Here is a 16,433-nt window from a genome sequence, read left to right as displayed (position 1 = left end):
AAAGGCAATTAGACATAAAATACAAATGTCTGTTGTCGTGAAGCGTACCAACACGTTCGCCGTGCGACCGCTCACCGACGACGATGAGCAGGTGCTACGGGACCTGTTGGACGCTTCCGCCGCTCTCTGGAACGAAATCAATTACCAGCGCCTCATGCGCTACAACGACGAGGACGGCTTCGACGGCGACGTGTGGGAGGCCGACACTGGCGCTCTCGAAGGCAAATACAAAGGCGTTCTCGGTGCGTCCACCGCTCAAACTGTCCGGCGAGCAAACACCGAAGCGTGGCGCTCGTTCTTTCGATTGAAAAAGAAGTTTCACGACGAGTCGAATAATTCAGTCACGGAATACCCGGAACCACCGGGTTTCCGTGGTAACGAGGACGACGGACGTGTTCTCAAAGGCGTTGTCCGAAAAGACGCATACACCGTCGAATGGGGCGACCGCTCCCGACTTGAGATGGTCGTCGGAAAGGAACTCCGAGACAAGCACAGCAGCCCGAAAAGTCGTCTCCGGCTAGAAGTCGTTGGCGACCCGAACTGGCCCGACTACGAAGACCAAGGCCGACTAGAACTGTGGTACGACGAGACTGATTGCACCTTCCGAGCTTCGCAACCCGTAACTGTTTCTGAGGAGACACGGGACGCTCCACTGGCCGACCACAAGGCTGCTCTGGACATTGGTGCAAACAATCTCGTCGCCTGTACCACGACGACCGGCGAGCAATATCTGTACGAGGGCCGGGAGTTGTTCCAGCGGTTCCGCGAGACGACGCGAGAAATCTCCCGATTACAGTCCAAGTTACGGGAAGGTCGATACAGTAGTGAGCGTATCCGGCGGCTGTACCGGAAACGGACTCGTCGCCGCGATCACGCCCAAGAAGCACTATGTCGTGACCTGCTCGAACGTCTGCATGCCGAAGGTGTGGATACGGTGTATATCGGTGGGCTGACCGACGTGCTCAAAACGCACTGGTCGGTCGAGACGAACGCCAAGACCCACAACTTCTGGGCGTTCAAACAATTCACCGAGCGACTGGTCTGTACCGCCGAGGAATACGGAATCTCGGTGGAAGTCAGGTCCGAGGCATGGACCAGCCAGGAGTGTCCGCAGTGCGGCGGCACAGACCAAACGATACGCCATCAAGACACGCTCACCTGCCCGTGTGGGTTCGAGGGGCACGCCGACCTTACAGCGTCAGAAACGTTCCTGAGACGTCATCAGAACTCGGAGAGTTCTGATTGGCGAACGAGACACGACGTGTCTCGTCAACGGCAGACAGAGAAGGCAGTCAGGCCGATGGCACGGCCCGTGCGGTTCGAGTGGGACAGCCACGAATGGCTGGAGTCACCACGCTCTCACCGTCCCAAAGGACAGCGCACAGACCCGAGTACCGTCCACTGTGACAGGAATGTTGCCTCCGGGAAATCGTAGACCGGCTGAGACTTCCACGGAGGAAACTCCGGCGTTCACGCCGGGGAGGATGTCATACGCCCCGATATAGCGCGCTCATCCAGGCACAGGACTACGACCTCGAGGTGTTCTACGACGAGGTCGAACAGATCGGCACCCATCTGCACGACCAGGCGGCCGCGGCGGACGACTGACCGACTGATCGAAGTGCTAAACAACCACGGGTCGGGTGACCCGTGGAACTCTCGCTGTTCCCTTTAGACGCACATCTAGATCCCGCAGAACAGTGTCTCGGACGAAGAGTCCGGGACGAACACCGCTAGACCGTCTGATACCCTGACGATCGAAACGGCCGACGACGACGTCGAAAGCCCCGACCGAGAGTTACTCGCTCTCGAGCCAGGCTTCGATCTCGTCGGCCAGCGCGCCCCGTCGGTGGATCGTCCCGCTCGAGACGTCGACGACCGTGCTCTCGGTGCCGGGCGTCTCGCCACCGTCGAGGACGACCGCGGCATCCCGAACCCGCTCGCTCACCTCCTCGACGCGGCGGGCGCTCGGCTGGCCGCTCTCGTTCGCGCTGGTGGCCGTGATCGGCCGTCCGGCACGGGTACAGAGCTCGAGGGCGGGCTCACAGTCGGGGACGCGCACGCCAACGCGGTCGCGACCGGCGGTGAGCACGTCGGGGATCAGCTCGCGGCGCGCACAGAGCACCGTTACGGGGCCCGGGAGGAAGTCGTCGGCGAACGCCCGTTCGCGATCGGAGGCCTCCACGTAGCCCGCCTCGACGGCCGTCTCGAACGTCGGGACAGCGAACGAGATCGGTTTGTCGCGGTCCCGTCCCTTGGCGTCGAAGACGCGCTCGACGGCGTCGGGGTCGAGGGCGTCCGCCCCGAGCCCGTAGACCGTCTCGGTCGGGTAGACGACCAGTTCACCGTTCCGGATCGCCGTCGCGACTCGCTCGAGTTCGTCCTCGTCCATACGCGAGGGTGGCGCGTTCGCGTCCAAAAGGCTACCGTCACGGTCCGAGCCGTCGACCTCGAGTCCGTAGCGACGAACCCGGCCGAGCTGTCAGTTGACGTTCCGAATCGGCTCGAGCGCGTATCGCTCGGCTTCGATCTCGCGTCGCGTGCGGACGCCGAGTCGGCGAAACAGGGGCACCGGCGGACACCAGCCCTGGAGCGCGTGCTGGAAGAGGAAGGCCGCGACGACGGCCGGGAGCGCGAGAAAGCGGCGATCGACGCGCAGGCCAAGTCCGAGCCCGATCAGCACGAGAGCCGAGGCGTTCGCCTCGAGCGTGCGTTCGATGTCCCACTCGCGCTCGAGTTCGACGAGGCGGTCGTCGATCTCGTCGGGCCGGTCGGCGTAGTACCACAGCCGGTCGCCGATATCCTGTCTGATCCGTTCGTTGACGTCTTCGAGGGTGCTCGCTGGCACGCGATCCGCCGTGGTGAGAAACGGAGCGTCCACGTGAGTTAGGTCGAGGCCATCTCGCGACAGCTCTCGGCACAGTTCGGCAGGATCTCGGCACAGGCCTGGCAGTGGTCGTCGTCGTGCTGGGCGCACTCCTCGGCACACTCCTCATAGAGGTCGGCACAGAGTTCGCCCAGTTGCTCGTGATAGCCGGAGTTGCGAGCCAGCCAGCGGGCGTGCAGCGACGCCACGTCGGCGACGTCCCGACAGAGTCGGATGCACCGAGCCATCCCCTCCTCGTCGGCACAGGCGTCAGCACACCACTCACAGACCTGCGCGGCCTCGAGACAGTTGTCGATACACTCCTGCATGTGGTCGTCGGCGTGTTCGATCTGTTGTACTGCCATGACGATGGACGGACGTGAGGCAGCGTCTTGAACCTGGCACGGTCGACTGCAAGGCGTAGGGCCCGAATCGAAAATAGCCGCTCGTTCAGCGCCGCGCCTCGAGTTCGGCCTCGAGGTCGGCCAGGTCCATCTCTTTCATCGACAACAAGACGAGCAGGTGGTAGACGATATCGGCGGCCTCGTAGGCGATCTCGTCGTGGTCGTCGTCTTTGGCGGCCAGCACGAGTTCGGTGGTCTCCTCGCCGAGTTTCTCGAGCACTGCGTTCTCACCTTTCTCGTGGGTGAACAGCGAGGCGGTGTATGAGCCCTCGGGGAGCGTTTCCTTGCGGTCTTCGATCACGGCAAACAGGTCTTCGAGCGTATCCTCCATCTACATTTCACCGGTGACGTTGCGAATGTCTTCTAACTGGCTGAACTTCTCGCTGTCGTCTCGGCCGTCGTCGAAGACGTCCTCGGTGACCTCGATCGAGACGTTCGTCCGCGCCGCAAGCGCGAGCGAGTCGCTGGGACGGGCGTCGATGACCGTCTCTCCGCGAGGCGTCTCGACGTGGAGATCGGCGATGTAGGTCCCGCCCTGGCCGTTTCCGCGCTGTTCGATCTCGCTGACGACGACGCGGTCGATCCGACTACCCAGTTCCTCCATCACGTCGAGTAAGAGGTCGTGGGTCAGTGGCCGGCCGATGTCCTCGGCCTCGAGACCGCGGGCGATGCTGGTCGCCTCGGTGAAGCCGATGAAGATCGGCACGACGTCGTCTTCGCCGTCGATCGCCAGGACGACCACCGGGACCGGTCCCTGGGGCGTCCCCGCGACGCGGACCGCGTCGATAGATGCCTGCATACCCGACTCGACGGGGGCGAGGATGAAAAACATAGCCGGACGCGAGTGCATGCACGGTGGAGCGAGAGAAACCGATTCGAGACGCCTGTTACCGATCGGGGCGGTCGCACTCGAGCGCCGGCAGCGTTGCGTCGTCGTTCTCGAAGAGGGCCAGTCCGTGGACGCGGCTGTCGAGGGTCAGTTCGGGATGGAAGGACGTAGCGACGACCGGGCCGTCGCGAATCGCGACGGGGCGGCCGTCCCACGTCGCGAGTACCGCAGCGTCACCCACCTCGTCGATGACCGGCGCACGGATGAACACCGCCGGAAAGGGGTCGGCGAGACCATCGACTGACAGCGGTGCCTCGAAACTGTCTTTCTGGCGGCCGAAGGCGTTGCGCTGGACGGTCACGTCGACCAGCCCGAGTTCGTCAACCCGGTCGTCTCCCGCGTCGCTCGAGGCGACGATCAACCCGGCACAGGTCGCAAACAATGGTTTGCCCGCGGCGACGTGATCGCGGATTTCGGGGGCGATTCCCTCGCTGTGGAGTAGTCGTGAGATGGTCGTCGACTCGCCGCCGGGAAGCGCGAGCAAATCGCAGTCGGGAGCGAGCCCCGACTCACTGATCTCATACACGTTGGCCTCGAGTCCACGCTCGTCGGCCGCACGCTCGATGGCGGCGACGTGTTCTTCGACGTCGCCCTGGACGGCGACGACGCCCGCAGTGAGTGTCATGCCCGCGGCTAGGGAGGAAGGAAACAAAAAGAGCGCGCCACGCTCCGGTCACGACGGCGACGGCGTCACGCTCCGGTCACGACGACGACGTCACGGCTCTGCGGTTGTCGAGTGTACCAGAAGGTCGACCCGAGCGGGCCGCTCGTCGTGGAGTGTGCCTGTCGAAAGCGGCGGTTCGGTTACGAGACGAACGTCAGGAGCTGAACCAGCACGCCCAACATGATACCGGTCGCGATGACCGTCTTGGGGTTGATGAGAATCGCGTTGGAGTCCTCTGCGTCGAAGTACCGGACCAGCCCGGCACTGGACATGAGTCCGCCGGTATTCTGTCCTCGATCCATACCCGACCTTACGTGAGGACCGAACTAAACCTTTCGACCCACCGTCGCTCGAGCGCCGGGAACGCTGTACCGACGCTGACGAACTGGCGCTTGCGAACCGACGCTGGTCGCCGAATACGCTGACCCGGCGAGGGATGGGCCACAGATTGTCGGACGGAAGTTACCGAAGAGAATTCGCGGGCCGATGGTGGCGAATCCTGACACTAATTCTGTCCGGCAGTATCACTCGTCGGTGACGTCTGCGATCCGGGCCGTGCCGGTCGCCCGCGAGATGTGGACGTTGAACGATCGCTCGGGCGTCTCCGCGTGGACGATCCAGTAGCCACCCATCTCGTGTGGCTGGCCCTCGAGTTCGAGGCCGTCTGCGTCGACGTCATCGGCCGACTCGAGGGCCGTTCTGGCTGCGTCGATGGCGGCGCTGGCGTTATCGACCGGCTCTTCGCCCGGCTCGGCGCGTGTCACGAGAACAGAACACGTGACGTTTCGCATCACGTGTTCGGTGACGCTGCCTAACAGGAGTTTGTCGAGCCCCCGCCGGCCATGGGTCCCCATCACGACGACGTCGATGTCGTGCTCGTCGACGTACTCGAGGATCACTTCTCGCGGGTCGCCCTCCTCGACTGCCCGAACGACCTCGAGGCCTGCGGGCGCTTGCTCGGCGACGCCGCCGGTAAGCTGCTGGCCGTACTCGCGCATCGACTCGGCGGCCTGACTCGAGGAGATGTCGAGTGGCGTCCGGTCGTCGAGGTCGGCGGCGTACAGCACGTGCAACGTGGCGTCGAATCGGTCGGCGATCTCGAGTCCCTGTTCGACCGCGCGGGCGGCAGGTTCGCTTCCGTCGGTCGGAATCAATACGGTGTCGTACATACCCGCCGGTTGGACGGACAGCACGTAAAACAACGGGGAAAATGGTCGGCCGGTGAGAACGACCGCCACTCGACGGGATGGCAGAGTCGCACGCAACTGGGAAACCCTTATGCGCGCCGCGTCGGAACCTAGCAGTGAACCGATGACTGTCACACTGAAGGATTTCTACGCAGACTGGTGTGGCCCCTGCAAGACCCAGGACCCCATCCTCGAGGAGGTCGAGGACGACTGGGAGGGCCGTTTCGAGGTCGAGAAGATCAACGTCGACGAAGAACAGGACGTAGCCAACGAGTATCAGGTACGCTCGCTGCCGACGCTCGTCATCGAGAACGACGACGGCATCGTCGAGCGCTTCGTCGGCGTCACCCAGCGTGAGGACATCGAAGACGCCCTCGAGTCCGCCGGCGCCTAGAGCAGACCACGTTTCGACCGATCGGTTTTTCGCCGAAGTTCACTCGAGAGTGACGACACCGAAACGAGTCGGCTCTCCGAACGACTGACCGGCACCGACGAGCTCGAGCGAGAGCCCGACGTTGGCATCAGTCGAGCGTTACACCCACTTCACGCCGACGTCGTGCATGTCATCGTTGTACTTCGCGATGTTGATGACCAGCGGCGTGACGCTCTCGACCTCCGCAGCGTTGGCTAGCGGGCCAGCATCGAGCGCGCGCAGCCCCTCGATCTCGTTCGAGAGGTCCCGAACGAGTTTCTTCGCGTCGGCGTCGTCGCCGACGACGAGCGTATCGAGGTCGAACGTCACGTCGAGGTCGGCGAGTTTGCCGGCCGCGAGGTTGTGGTACGCACCGACGACGGGAACTCCGTCGGGAGCGCGGTTCGCGACGAGTTCGCTCACGCTGCCGACGCCCGGCGGGTGATAGTGCAGGCCGTCCGCGTCGCCTTTCATGCCGACGGCGGGCGTGACGAGGATCGTGTCCTCGTCGAGGCGGTCGGCGACGGCTTCGACCGTGTCACCGACGTGATACGGCGGGACCGAGAGGACGACGATGTCGGCGCGGTCGGCCGCCATCTCGTTGACGAAACCCTTGAGGGTGGCGTCGACGCCGCGGTGCTCGAGGTCGGCTTCGTACTCCGAAACCGCCTCGCGGGCCTTCTCGGGATCGCGCGAGCCGATGAGGAGTTCGTGGTCCGTATCGCGCGCAAACCGAAGTGCCAGTCCTTCGCCGATGTCGCCGGTGCCGCCGAGTAGTGCGATTCGCATACGACGTTCTGGGGACGGAACGCGAATAAAGGGACGGGAGGTCGGCCGATCTGGCCGGAAGTTCGTCGCTGGTGCCGAGCCCGGGCCCACGACGGCCGTCGTCTCAGCCGACTCCGGCTCAGGCGAGCACCTGGACCGGTACCTCGGCTTCGTCATCGGCCCCGACCACGCGAACCGGGAACGACTGATCCTGGCTAACGGCCGCCGTCTCGAACTCGAGCGTTGCAGCCCCGCTTTCGCCGCCGTCGAGTGAAACCGGCTGGGTGTCGACGCGTTCGGGATCGTAGCCGACGATCAGGTCGAGTTCGTCCTCCCGGTACGTCGTGCCGTCGTTCTCGAGGTCGACGATCACCTCGAGGACGTCGCCGGCGTCGACCGGCGAGTTCGTCGAGCGGATCGAGACGGAGAGGCCGGCGTCGGGGGCGTCGTCGCCGTCCAGCAGTTGCCAGCCCTCGTCCGCGGTGAACGTTCCATCCGAGCCGATCACCCATGGCTGGACGTTACAGGTGTGACAGAACGCGTCCGTCGTAAGCGACGCGGTGTCCGTGGCACCCTCGAGGTCGGTGATCTCGAGGATCGTATCGGCCTGGGTGAGCCACCAGACGACGCGGTCGAGGTCGCCGTCGGGGTCGGTCGTAGTGAACTCGACGGTGTACGTCTCGCCGCGAGCGATCTCGAGGACGTCCTGAGCAGGCGTTCGGTCGTCGATCGTCGGTGAAGTATTCCCCCCGGCAGTGACGTCGACGGTCCAGGTGGCGACGAACGACTCGTCGGCGTCGTCGGGAAGAACGGCTGCAGCGACGTCGTACGTCCCCGTCGAGTCGAACGTGTAGCGGAAGTAGTCGGCACCGGCCTCGGCGTAGTAGGCGGCCTCCCAGGGACCGCCGACGCCGCTCGACTCCTGCTCGCCGTCGACCCACCAGATGGTCTGCTGGACGCCGTCGGGGTCGATCGCGCCGGCTTCGAAGAAGACCTCGGTGCCGGGCTCGACGGCGAGTTCGTCGTCGGGACTCGAGTCGGGCACCGCCGAAGCACCCACGACGGACACCGTTATCTCGGCGGTCCCGACGTCAGTCACGACGCGGACCGGGAACTCGTCGTCTCTCGGTACGGGATACGTGAAAAAGCCCTGGCGGACCGTCCGCGTCTCGCCGGCCGGAACCGTTAGCTCCCGGCGTTCGATCCGTGCTTCGGCCTCGCCGACGAGCAACTCGAGACCGAGGCGGACGTCCTCGGCTCCCGTATTCTCGAGTTCCGTCGTCACGCGGAGAAACTCGCCCGCGGGAACGGGGGCGTCCGTCTCGACGATCGATACCTCGATGGTCCCTGTCCCGTCGGCGGCGGTCGACTCGCGACCGGCAACCGGCCCGCCGGCGGCCGCAAGGACGAGGGTGGCCACGGAGACGCCTTCCAGCAGCCGGCGTCGCGTCGGATTGTCCATGCCCCAGGGTACTCAATGATTCCGACAAAAAGCGCGCAGACGGTTGCATACGCAAGGCATCGTTGGACGACGACGCTTCCCAGTACGACCTCAGTACCGCGTTCTGACACCGCTGTAGGCATCGATTACCGTCGGCGATCGACCCTCGACGCCGCCATCACGGGCTGTGGCTGCCCGTCGGACCCACCGCTCGAGGGCCAGAATAGCGACCTCGTCAGCTACTGCGTCCTCGTCGTCGGGGTTCATCGCCGCCCCCAGTTCGCTATCGTAGGCGTCGCGTTCGTCGGTCTGACGGATACATTGCTCGACCGTATCCGGGAGTTTCTGGCGACGCTGTTCGTCGACGTCGGAATCGGCTCCGAGCGCACGAAGGTCTTCGCGAGCAGTCCGTAGCGCCGACAGCGCCTCCTCGGCTCAAGATCACTCGCACGGTCCAGGCGACGTTCGACGTCCTCGAGTGTTGGGTCTGACATGGTCGACGGTATCACCGGCGAGGGGTTCAATTGCCGGCCGGGAACTGCCACGGGGAAGTCCGTCGACGACCGAGTCGATCCCAGCAGCTCCTGGGTCGACGACCGCAAGCCCGAGGTTTTCCGGGGCATCCGACGAACGGCCACCATGAGCAACGAACTCGCAACCCCGACCGAGTACGGCTTCGGTGGCAGTCTCAACTGGTTGATCGGCGGCGCCGTCGGCGGTGTCGTCGGCTCGGCTCTCTTCGGGCTGGTCCTGTGGCTGGTCGATCCCGCCGTCGTCACCGACGCGATTCCGGCGATCTACGGGCTCGAGCCGGGGACGATCGGCTGGGGCTTTCACCTCGTACACGGGCTCGTCCTCGGCATCGTCTTCGGCGTTCTGGTCACCCGTGACGTGATCTTCGGGACGATCACGGCGGGCGTCGCGACGGACGCCATCGACGAACTGGGGCTGGGGACGCGGCTCGCGCTCGCCGGGATGGTCTACGGGCTCGCCGTCTGGGCGATCCTCCCCCTGATCGGCCAGTCGATCGCCTTCACAGTCGGCGGCGACCCCAGCTTCCCCGTCGCCGCCTTCGAGAGCCTCCTCGGCCACCTGGTGTACGGCCTGTTGCTGGGTGCGCTGTTCTCGGTGTTCGTCGAGGTCGCCCCCGAAGCCGAGGCGGCTGACGCGCCGTTCGAGGAGGATCCCGACACGGAAACCGACCCCTGATCTCGGTCCGGCGACCACTTCCGTCAGTCCCACTCCTCGAGCGATGAGGACGGGGATTCGGCGAGGTCGTCGTTCGCCGGCCCCTCGAGCACCTCGCCGTCGGGTGCGAATCGCGAGCCGTGGCAGGGACAGTCCCAGCTACACTCGGCGTCGTTCCACTCGACGAGACAGGCCATGTGCGAACAGACCGCCGAGACCGCGTGCACCTCGCCGTCGGCGTCGCGCGCGCAGGCGACGGGACGGCCACCCTGGCGGACGACGGTTCCCTCGCCGCGCTCGAGGGTGGCGAGGTCGGGCGAGAAGAGGGCGCGCGCCCAGTTGGTCGCGAACTGGCTCGCGGCGTCGGCGTTCTCGGAGAGGGTCTTCCCGAGGGAGGGCTTCGGCGTAAATCGGAGCGGATCGAAGAGGTCGGCTTCCGGCGGCTCCGTGCCGGTGAGAAGCTCCGCGAGCAGTCCGCCGGCCGCGACGCCGTTGGTCATCCCCCAGCCGCGAAAGCCGGTCGCGACGAAGACGCACTCCGCGCCAGCACCGAGGCGGCCGACGAACGGGACCCTGTCGACCGGAACGTAGTCCTGGGTCGACCAGTGGTAGTCGACCGACTCGATGGGGAATCGCTCGCGTGCCCAGCGAAGCAGTCGCCGGTAGCGCTCGGTCGTCGAGCCACCCTGTCCCGTCTTGTGGTTCTCGCCGCCGACCAGCAGGAGGTCACCCTCGTCGTCGCGGTGGGTTCGAACCGACCGATACGAGTCTCCCGAGCGGTAGTACATCCCCTCGGGGTGGCGGCCGTCGAGTCGCAGGCCGAGGACGTAGGATCGTTTCGGGTGCATCCGCGCGAAGTAGCCCGCCCGGTCGAGGATCGGAAACCCGGTCGCGAGGACGACCTGATCCGCCCGCACCGTCCCCGATCGAGTCCGCACTCGGGGCCGGCGTCCGGGCTCGACGTCGGTAACGCGCGTCCCCTCGTAAAGCGACGCACCCTCGTCGGCCCGGAGTTGCGCGGCGATTGCGAGCAGGTACGCTCGAGGGTGAAACCAGGCCTGGTCGTCGAACCGGACCGCCGCCTGGGCGCGCTCGAACGGTGGCACCGAGGTGACGTAACTCGCCTCGAGTCCGGCCGCCCGGGCGGCGTCGGTCTCGCGCTGGATCGCTTCGGGATCGTCGCCGTAGAGATACGAGGGGACGCGCTCGAAGCCACAGTCGATCCCCAGCTCGTCGATACGGTCCTCGACCGCGTCGATGGCGTCTTCCTGGAGGGTGGCGTACTGGCTCGCCTCCCGGCGGCCGAACTCCCGACGGAGGTGATCGTAGATTCGGCCGTGCTGGCTGGTGAGTTTGGCCGTCGTCTTCCCGGTGACGCCGGTCGCCACGCGGTCGCGCTCGAGCACCGCGACGGAGACGTCCCGCTCGCGCAGTTCGATCGCCGTGGAGAGACCGGCGATGCCGGCACCGACGATCGCGACGTCGACCGACTCGGTGGACTCGAGTCTCGAGACGTCGGCTGCGGGCGTACTCGCCAGCCAGGGCGAGGTCGGTTCGCCGGGAAGGTCGGTGTCGGAAGAAAAGTCGGCCATGGACTGTCGGTTACCTACACGAAGCGCGGACAAAAAACGGCGGGGCGGGCGCCGCAGGCTGGGGAACGACCAGCGGCGGGACGAACCTCACCAGATGAACTCGCCGTCCTCGAGCGTCTCCCGGTCGCCATCCTCGAGTGACTCCTGGGCCACGACGGCCCGCTGCTGGAGCGCGTCGATCCGCGGGACCGCAGTCACGTTCGAGAGCAAAACGGTCGCCGTAAGCGACGACGCACGCGGTCGCGGCTCGTCGCCAGCGAGCACTTCGACGGTGTCGGTCTCTCGCTCGAGCCAGTAGCGAGCGCTCTCGAAGCCCTTGCGCGAGACGGCATCCGGCGGCCCCGAGAGGACGACGAGCGCGCGATCCGCGCTGTCGATCTCACAGGGCAGCGTGAGTTTGCCGTCGGCTGCCCGGCGGACGAGGCGTTTGACCTTCGCCGCGTCGGTCGGTCCCCCCTCGGCGGCGTCACCCTCGAGCCACGAGCGCAGGCGCTCTGGAAGCCACGACGGGATCGGCAACCAGGGAACTCGAGTTCCGGGCGAATCGAGTTCGAGTTCCGCCCGGCCGATCGTAGAGACACCGCCAGTCTCGAGCGTGCGGGCCAGATCGCTCGCGTCGGCCCGGTTCTCGGCGATCGACGTCGACTCGAGTTCTCCGGCACCGAACAGCGAAAGAATCCGCGTGGCGACGGCGCGGTTGAGTTCGACGTAGTTTACCACGCTTGCAGCCTCCTCGCCGTCTTCGGCGTCGGATGTCTCTTCGCTATCGGTATCCTCGTCGGCTGTGTTCTCGTCGACTGTCGTGTCGGTCTCGCTCTCAGTCCGGGCGGCGTCGACGTCTGCAGCCACACTGGGTTCGACGTACTCGAGCGTCGATCGCCAGTTTTCGTTGTCGAAAAGCACCACGTTGTCGGCGATATCGACGAACGACGGGAACGCACGAGCGGCGTTCAACGCACTACGATCCGGCTCGTCCGCGGCGGGCAACACCCCGAGGGCGTAGACGGGCTCGTCACAGACCGTCTGGAGTTCCTCGAGCAACACCGCACCGGCACCGCCGCCAGTGCCGCCTGCCAGTCCCGCGACCAGTAACGCGCCGTCGACCTCGGTGAACTCGAGGTCGTCGAAGGCCCGACGCAGTTCGTGGATGTCCTCTCTGGCGACCTCGACGCCGAGGTCTGGGTCACCGTCGGTCCCGTCCGGGCCGATTTCGGGGTGGGTGTCGCCGAAGACGGCACGGCGAGATTCGGGGACGAACTCGAGGTCAGCGAAGCCGTCCTCGGCCGTATCGAAGACTAATACGTTCCCGTTCGAGAGATTCCGGCCGGTCGACTCCTCGAGAGTGACCAGTCGGTCGACGATCCGACCACCGGCGCTTCCGACGCCGACGAGGGCGAGTTTCATGGGTATCGTCCTCCGGAGATTGTCATCGGCCGGATCACACGACCGGGTCCAGTTTGTCGTCGTCGTCGGTGATCAGGTCGTTGATCTCCTCTTCGCGGACGGCCTCGAGCTCTTCGATCTTGTCCTGGGCGTCGACGGCCTGGCTCTGAATGTCTTTGATCCGCGGCGTCTCGGTCACGTTCGAGAGGAGGACGACTGCCGCAAGCTCCGGCGAGTTCGGTCGCGGATCGTCGCCAGCCATCACCTCGACGGTGTCCGCTTCCTGCTCGATCCACTGTCGGGCGCTCTCGATCCCCTTCCGGGAGATCAGCTCCGGCGGCCCGGAGAGGACGACCAGTGCACGGTCGGCGCTCGAGACTTCACAGGGAAGCGTCAGCCGAGAGTTGACCGCCCGGCGAACCAGCCCCTTGATTTTCGCAGCGTCGGTCGCGCCGGCCTCGAGTTCCTCGCCGTTGCGGAACCGGTCGAGCAGGCCCTCGCCCTCCTCGCGGATGGCCGTCGACGCGTAGCCGATCGAGGAGACGCCGTCGGTGTCGAGGGTGCGCATGATGTCGCTCGAGTCCATCGCGTTCTCGGCGACCTCGGACTCGTCGATCTCGCCCGCAGCGAGTAGCGTGACGATCCGGATCGCGAGTTCGCGGTTCATTTGCTCGTAGCCCTCCTCGATCGTCTGGCCGCGGGCGCGCCAGGCGTCGTTGTCGAAGGCGATGAAGTTGTCCACCTTGCGGACGAACGACTGCAGCGAGCGGGCAGCGTTCAGTGCCGGACGGCCGCCCTCGTACTCGCCAGGGAGGATGCCGAGTCCGTAAACCGGCTCGTCGTACATCTTCTGTAGTTCGTCGATGACAACCGGGCCAGCACCGCTGCCAGTGCCGCCGCCCAGCCCCGCTGCGACGAGAATCGCGTCGACCTCGTGGATCTCGACGTCGTCGAACGCTCGACGGATCTCGTCGATGTCGTGTTTGGCGACTTCCGCGCCGACCTCGACGTCGCCGCCGACGCCGTGGCCTTTCGCCTTCTGGTGGGTATCACCGATCAGGACCCGCCGATCCTCGGGGACGTAGTCGGGTTTGGCCAGGTCGGTCCGCGCCGAGTTGATGACGAGAACGTGCCGGCAGAGATTCCGACCGGTCTCCTCCTCGAACTCGAGCATTCGGTCGATGATCTTGCTGCCGGCATTTCCGACGCCAATTGTCGCGAGCTTCATACCTCGCTCATCAGAGCCCAGGGATAATTCGCTTTTGTTTAAATTCAGGATATTGACACGGATCGGGACAACGTTTTACCGGTGACCGCTCTGACGGGACGGCGATCACCGGTAAAGAATTGTAACAGACCCTACGAGACAATATGGATGAACGCAGTCGAAACGGTGTGACACGAATGTGAAGTACCTCGGGTCAAGCCCCGAGGCACTCTCGCTGTACCTCGGTAGACTACGTTCTGAACCACCGGGAGAGGATGTCGATAGCGACGACGACGGGTGATAGAAAGCGACAGCGAACGAGCGAAAGACGGATCACTGTCCGTCAGTCCCGCCACACCCGACGGACGGTTGCAGGTTTGACAGGAACACGGAACGACAACCCGTCTCAGTCGGCGAGCCAGTCCGGCAGGTCGTTGATCGACTCGAGCACCGCCGTTGCACCCGCTGTCTCGTACTTTTGCCGTCCCTCTTCACCAGTCAGTCCGCCAGTGAGAACGCCGACGCCGTGGTACTCCCGGTCGGGATCGGCGTCGGCCGCGTTGACGGCCGTCCGAACGTCGTCTAAGGTGTCTCCGACGAAGACGACCGTCTCGGCGTCGAAACGCTCTGCGAGCGTCACCAGCGCCCGCGGGTGGGGTTTTCCCTCCTCCCAGTCGTCCATCGTAAAGCGGTGCTCGAGCGGAACCTCGCTCTCGAGGCCCACACGCTCTAAGGCGATTTCGGCCTCCGGCGCTGGACGGCCAGTCAGGATACCCACATCGTAGTCGCCGAGCAACGCATCGCGAGCGTCGTCCTCGAGCAAAACGGGCTCGTCGTGGATGAATCCGCGCGTCTCGAGTTCGGGGTTGCCGCCCTCGAGACCGCGATAGAGCGCTGTGCCGAGGTAGAGTTGCTGGAAGACGTCGCGCAGTCGGTCACGGTCCCAGTTCCCGTCGACGCGCTGGAACGCCCGCGCGCCGATCGACTCGCGAACGACGGATTCGGCTGCCTCGAGTCCACCGCCCGACTCGGCGATGGCGTCGGTGTACCCGTCGATCGAGGCGTCGTACCCCTCGCCTGTCGCGAGGACGTACAGCGCGGCGGCGTCGGTGAGTTCCCAGTCGTTGTTGAACCCACCTGCGTCCTTGAACTGCTGGATGTCGGCTTTGCGGATGGTCCGGTCGTAGACGTACTCGACGGAGTCGACGATCGCGCGCCGGTAGGAGTCGGCGACGTCGACGAGCACCCCATCGACGTCCAGCACGACAGCGTCTGCGTTCATACCTGGCTTAACGGTCCGGAAATGATAAAGGCGGTCGGATTCCAGACGCCATCGAACCTCGGAAGCCCCTCACCCTGGCTGGGACCGTGCCACGTACAGCGTCCCCTCCCGGATCGTCCGTCGTTCGACCGGTATCGCAGGCTGGTCGCCGCCGAGCGTCGTAAACAGGAAGTCGGTGTCGGCCTTCCTGGCGACCTCGAGCGTTGGCCGATGAAGCTCCGGTGGGAGGTGTCGAGCGTAGATGGCGTCGGCGTCGGCGTACACCTCGAGGTCGGGGTCGACGACGTCGTCACGGACGGACCGGACGCCGTCGGGGACGTCGCGGAGGTAGACGTCCGTTGCCGTGACGGCAACCCCCGCTTGGACGAGTTGGGCCGCCACATCGGTCCGACGACCGATACCCACCTCGACGACGTGGTCGTACTCGAGGAGGTAATCGACTATTGCCTTCAGGTTCCGGCGAGAGTCGGACACGGCGGGACGTTTATGCCGCCTGGCGACTAAGCCCTTTTCATGCTCGTCGACATCGTGCCGGTCGGAAGCGTCCCCGCGGAGGTCAAGCGGGCGGCCTCCGGAGCGCTGCGATCGGTCTACGACTGCGACGTCTCGATCAACGACTCGCAGTCGGTCCCGAACGGCGCGTACGACTCCGGACGGAACCAGTACTCCGCCGAGCCGTTCATCCAGTTGGCCGAACGCGTCGGTCGGGGCGACAAGAACATCGCGATCACCCCACACGACCTCTTCTACCGTCGGCGTAACTACGTCTTCGGCCTCGCCTATCTCGATGGCTCCGGCAGCGTCGTCTCGACGTACCGGCTCCAGACCTCGAGCGACGGCGGCTTCTCGAACAAAAGCGCCGCGGAAATCTTCGAGAACCGCGTTCGCAAAGAGATCGTCCACGAGATCGGCCACACCTACGGCTTAGAACACTGTGACAACAACCGCTGTGTCATGAACTTCTCGCCGACCGTCCGCGAAGTCGATATCAAAGAGGAGAACCTCTGTGGCAGCTGTCAACGGTTGATCAGCTAATCGCAACAACTCGTCGACGCAGCCGAGAGATCCTCCTTCGACGTCGCGGCTGTGGGAAACTCGATCGTCGACGGCCTCGACTCGCGTTCGCCGACCGAACCGGTACCAGTGTTTT

Annotated in this window: 20 protein-coding genes and 1 pseudogene; 4 read left to right on the top strand and 17 right to left on the bottom strand. The window is 65.1% G+C overall.

All coding sequences use genetic code 11. From position 1 onward, the window contains the following. Positions 1-37 precede the first annotated feature (37 nt). Positions 38-1,435 (top strand): RNA-guided endonuclease InsQ/TnpB family protein, encoded by a 1,398-nt coding sequence (locus tag AArc1_RS02180; RefSeq protein WP_117365737.1) that lies wholly within the window; start codon positions 38-40, stop codon positions 1,433-1,435. A 363-nt stretch (positions 1,436-1,798) separates the two neighbouring features. Here the strand turns inward: AArc1_RS02180 and AArc1_RS02175 are convergent, their stop codons facing one another. The 8 genes from AArc1_RS02175 to AArc1_RS02140 form a co-directional block, all read right to left on the bottom strand. Continuing rightward, positions 1,799-2,392: an L-threonylcarbamoyladenylate synthase gene (locus tag AArc1_RS02175; RefSeq protein ID WP_117362705.1), complete on the bottom strand. Its 594-nt coding sequence runs from the start codon at positions 2,390-2,392 to the stop codon at positions 1,799-1,801. Between the two features lie 90 nt (positions 2,393-2,482). Further along, a complete protein-coding gene (locus AArc1_RS02170; protein ID WP_186336638.1) occupies positions 2,483-2,881 on the bottom strand; it encodes a hypothetical protein in 399 nt (132 codons plus the stop codon). Between the two features lie 5 nt (positions 2,882-2,886). Beyond that, entirely contained in the window at positions 2,887-3,231 is a 345-nt protein-coding gene (locus tag AArc1_RS02165; protein WP_117362704.1) for a four-helix bundle copper-binding protein, read from the bottom strand. A gap of 85 nt (positions 3,232-3,316) precedes the next feature. Further along, complete coding sequence (gene hisE, locus AArc1_RS02160) at positions 3,317-3,601, bottom strand: phosphoribosyl-ATP diphosphatase (protein ID WP_117362703.1); 285 nt, start codon at positions 3,599-3,601, stop codon at positions 3,317-3,319. Beyond that, the gene (locus tag AArc1_RS02155) at positions 3,602-4,069 is read right to left on the bottom strand and encodes a bifunctional nuclease family protein (RefSeq protein ID WP_117365735.1); all 468 of its coding nucleotides are present in this window, start codon (positions 4,067-4,069) and stop codon (positions 3,602-3,604) included. An 88-nt stretch (positions 4,070-4,157) separates the two neighbouring features. Next, entirely contained in the window at positions 4,158-4,784 is a 627-nt protein-coding gene (pdxT, locus tag AArc1_RS02150) for a pyridoxal 5'-phosphate synthase glutaminase subunit PdxT (RefSeq protein ID WP_117362702.1), read from the bottom strand. A gap of 179 nt (positions 4,785-4,963) precedes the next feature. Then, on the bottom strand, positions 4,964-5,125 hold the full coding sequence (locus AArc1_RS02145; protein ID WP_117362701.1) for a preprotein translocase subunit Sec61beta: 162 nt from the start codon (positions 5,123-5,125) through the stop codon (positions 4,964-4,966). A gap of 222 nt (positions 5,126-5,347) precedes the next feature. Next, positions 5,348-5,992 carry a universal stress protein gene (locus AArc1_RS02140; protein WP_117362700.1) on the bottom strand — a complete coding sequence of 215 codons (645 nt, stop codon included), beginning with the start codon at positions 5,990-5,992 and terminating at the stop codon, positions 5,348-5,350. Between the two features lie 142 nt (positions 5,993-6,134). Here AArc1_RS02140 and AArc1_RS02135 point away from each other — a divergent pair, with 142 nt between their 5' ends. Further along, positions 6,135-6,404: a thioredoxin family protein gene (locus tag AArc1_RS02135; protein ID WP_117365734.1), complete on the top strand. Its 270-nt coding sequence runs from the start codon at positions 6,135-6,137 to the stop codon at positions 6,402-6,404. A 138-nt stretch (positions 6,405-6,542) separates the two neighbouring features. Here AArc1_RS02135 and npdG read toward each other — a convergent pair whose 3' ends face one another. The 4 genes and pseudogenes from npdG to AArc1_RS02120 all read right to left on the bottom strand — a co-directional run. Beyond that, entirely contained in the window at positions 6,543-7,211 is a 669-nt protein-coding gene (gene npdG, locus AArc1_RS02130) for an NADPH-dependent F420 reductase (protein WP_117362699.1), read from the bottom strand. Between the two features lie 118 nt (positions 7,212-7,329). Continuing rightward, a complete protein-coding gene (locus AArc1_RS02125) occupies positions 7,330-8,652 on the bottom strand; it encodes a hypothetical protein (protein WP_117362698.1) in 1,323 nt (440 codons plus the stop codon). A gap of 90 nt (positions 8,653-8,742) precedes the next feature. After that, entirely contained in the window at positions 8,743-8,898 is a 156-nt protein-coding gene (locus AArc1_RS18890) for a hypothetical protein (RefSeq protein ID WP_186336692.1), read from the bottom strand. Then, positions 8,875-9,125: pseudogene (locus AArc1_RS02120) on the bottom strand (hypothetical protein); the annotation flags it as partial. The gene AArc1_RS18890 and the pseudogene AArc1_RS02120, both read right to left, overlap by 24 nt. Here AArc1_RS02120 and AArc1_RS02115 point away from each other — a divergent pair. Further along, entirely contained in the window at positions 9,124-9,840 is a 717-nt protein-coding gene (locus AArc1_RS02115) for a hypothetical protein (RefSeq protein WP_323368559.1), read from the top strand. The pseudogene AArc1_RS02120 and the gene AArc1_RS02115 sit on opposite strands and share 2 nt — an antisense overlap. 23 nt (positions 9,841-9,863) lie before the next feature. On the opposite strand, the gene AArc1_RS02110 is transcribed toward AArc1_RS02115, so the two are convergent. From AArc1_RS02110 to AArc1_RS02090, 5 genes are all read right to left on the bottom strand, one after another. Next, entirely contained in the window at positions 9,864-11,411 is a 1,548-nt protein-coding gene (locus AArc1_RS02110; protein WP_117362697.1) for an FAD-dependent oxidoreductase, read from the bottom strand. An 87-nt stretch (positions 11,412-11,498) separates the two neighbouring features. Next, positions 11,499-12,815: a tubulin/FtsZ family protein gene (locus AArc1_RS02105; protein WP_117362696.1), complete on the bottom strand. Its 1,317-nt coding sequence runs from the start codon at positions 12,813-12,815 to the stop codon at positions 11,499-11,501. Between the two features lie 34 nt (positions 12,816-12,849). Next, entirely contained in the window at positions 12,850-14,022 is a 1,173-nt protein-coding gene (locus AArc1_RS02100) for a tubulin/FtsZ family protein (RefSeq protein WP_117362695.1), read from the bottom strand. 385 nt (positions 14,023-14,407) lie between these two features. Then, positions 14,408-15,283, bottom strand: coding sequence for a TIGR01548 family HAD-type hydrolase (locus tag AArc1_RS02095; protein ID WP_117362694.1), 876 nt, complete (start codon positions 15,281-15,283; stop codon positions 14,408-14,410). Between the two features lie 69 nt (positions 15,284-15,352). Then, positions 15,353-15,757, bottom strand: a complete 405-nt coding sequence (locus AArc1_RS02090) for a UPF0146 family protein (RefSeq protein WP_186336637.1) — start codon at positions 15,755-15,757, stop codon at positions 15,353-15,355. Positions 15,758-15,796: 39 nt separating this feature from the next. Between AArc1_RS02090 and AArc1_RS02085 the strand changes: the two genes are divergently transcribed. After that, a complete protein-coding gene (locus tag AArc1_RS02085) occupies positions 15,797-16,318 on the top strand; it encodes an archaemetzincin family Zn-dependent metalloprotease (protein ID WP_117362693.1) in 522 nt (173 codons plus the stop codon). Positions 16,319-16,433 lie beyond the last annotated feature (115 nt).

The organism is Natrarchaeobaculum sulfurireducens, from assembly GCF_003430825.1.
Classification (GTDB): Archaea; Halobacteriota; Halobacteria; order Halobacteriales; family Natrialbaceae; genus Natrarchaeobaculum; species Natrarchaeobaculum sulfurireducens.
Note: the sequence above shows the minus strand (reverse complement) of the source record. Positions and strands in the feature narration are given on the sequence as shown.

Coding starts and splice junctions, on each gene's coding strand:
- AArc1_RS02175 (WP_117362705.1), bottom strand. CDS start 2,392: ATGGACGAGGACGAACTCGAGCGAGTCGCGACGGCGATCCGGAACGGT.
- AArc1_RS02165 (WP_117362704.1), bottom strand. CDS start 3,231: ATGGCAGTACAACAGATCGAACACGCCGACGACCACATGCAGGAGTGT.
- hisE (WP_117362703.1), bottom strand. CDS start 3,601: ATGGAGGATACGCTCGAAGACCTGTTTGCCGTGATCGAAGACCGCAAG.
- AArc1_RS02155 (WP_117365735.1), bottom strand. CDS start 4,069: ATGCAGGCATCTATCGACGCGGTCCGCGTCGCGGGGACGCCCCAGGGA.
- pdxT (WP_117362702.1), bottom strand. CDS start 4,784: ATGACACTCACTGCGGGCGTCGTCGCCGTCCAGGGCGACGTCGAAGAA.
- AArc1_RS02145 (WP_117362701.1), bottom strand. CDS start 5,125: ATGGATCGAGGACAGAATACCGGCGGACTCATGTCCAGTGCCGGGCTG.
- AArc1_RS02140 (WP_117362700.1), bottom strand. CDS start 5,992: ATGTACGACACCGTATTGATTCCGACCGACGGAAGCGAACCTGCCGCC.
- AArc1_RS02135 (WP_117365734.1), top strand. CDS start 6,135: ATGACTGTCACACTGAAGGATTTCTACGCAGACTGGTGTGGCCCCTGC.
- npdG (WP_117362699.1), bottom strand. CDS start 7,211: ATGCGAATCGCACTACTCGGCGGCACCGGCGACATCGGCGAAGGACTG.
- AArc1_RS02125 (WP_117362698.1), bottom strand. CDS start 8,652: ATGGACAATCCGACGCGACGCCGGCTGCTGGAAGGCGTCTCCGTGGCC.
- AArc1_RS18890 (WP_186336692.1), bottom strand. CDS start 8,898: ATGAACCCCGACGACGAGGACGCAGTAGCTGACGAGGTCGCTATTCTG.
- AArc1_RS02115 (WP_323368559.1), top strand. CDS start 9,124: ATGGTCGACGGTATCACCGGCGAGGGGTTCAATTGCCGGCCGGGAACT.
- AArc1_RS02110 (WP_117362697.1), bottom strand. CDS start 11,411: ATGGCCGACTTTTCTTCCGACACCGACCTTCCCGGCGAACCGACCTCG.
- AArc1_RS02105 (WP_117362696.1), bottom strand. CDS start 12,815: ATGAAACTCGCCCTCGTCGGCGTCGGAAGCGCCGGTGGTCGGATCGTC.
- AArc1_RS02100 (WP_117362695.1), bottom strand. CDS start 14,022: ATGAAGCTCGCGACAATTGGCGTCGGAAATGCCGGCAGCAAGATCATC.
- AArc1_RS02095 (WP_117362694.1), bottom strand. CDS start 15,283: ATGAACGCAGACGCTGTCGTGCTGGACGTCGATGGGGTGCTCGTCGAC.
- AArc1_RS02085 (WP_117362693.1), top strand. CDS start 15,797: ATGCTCGTCGACATCGTGCCGGTCGGAAGCGTCCCCGCGGAGGTCAAG.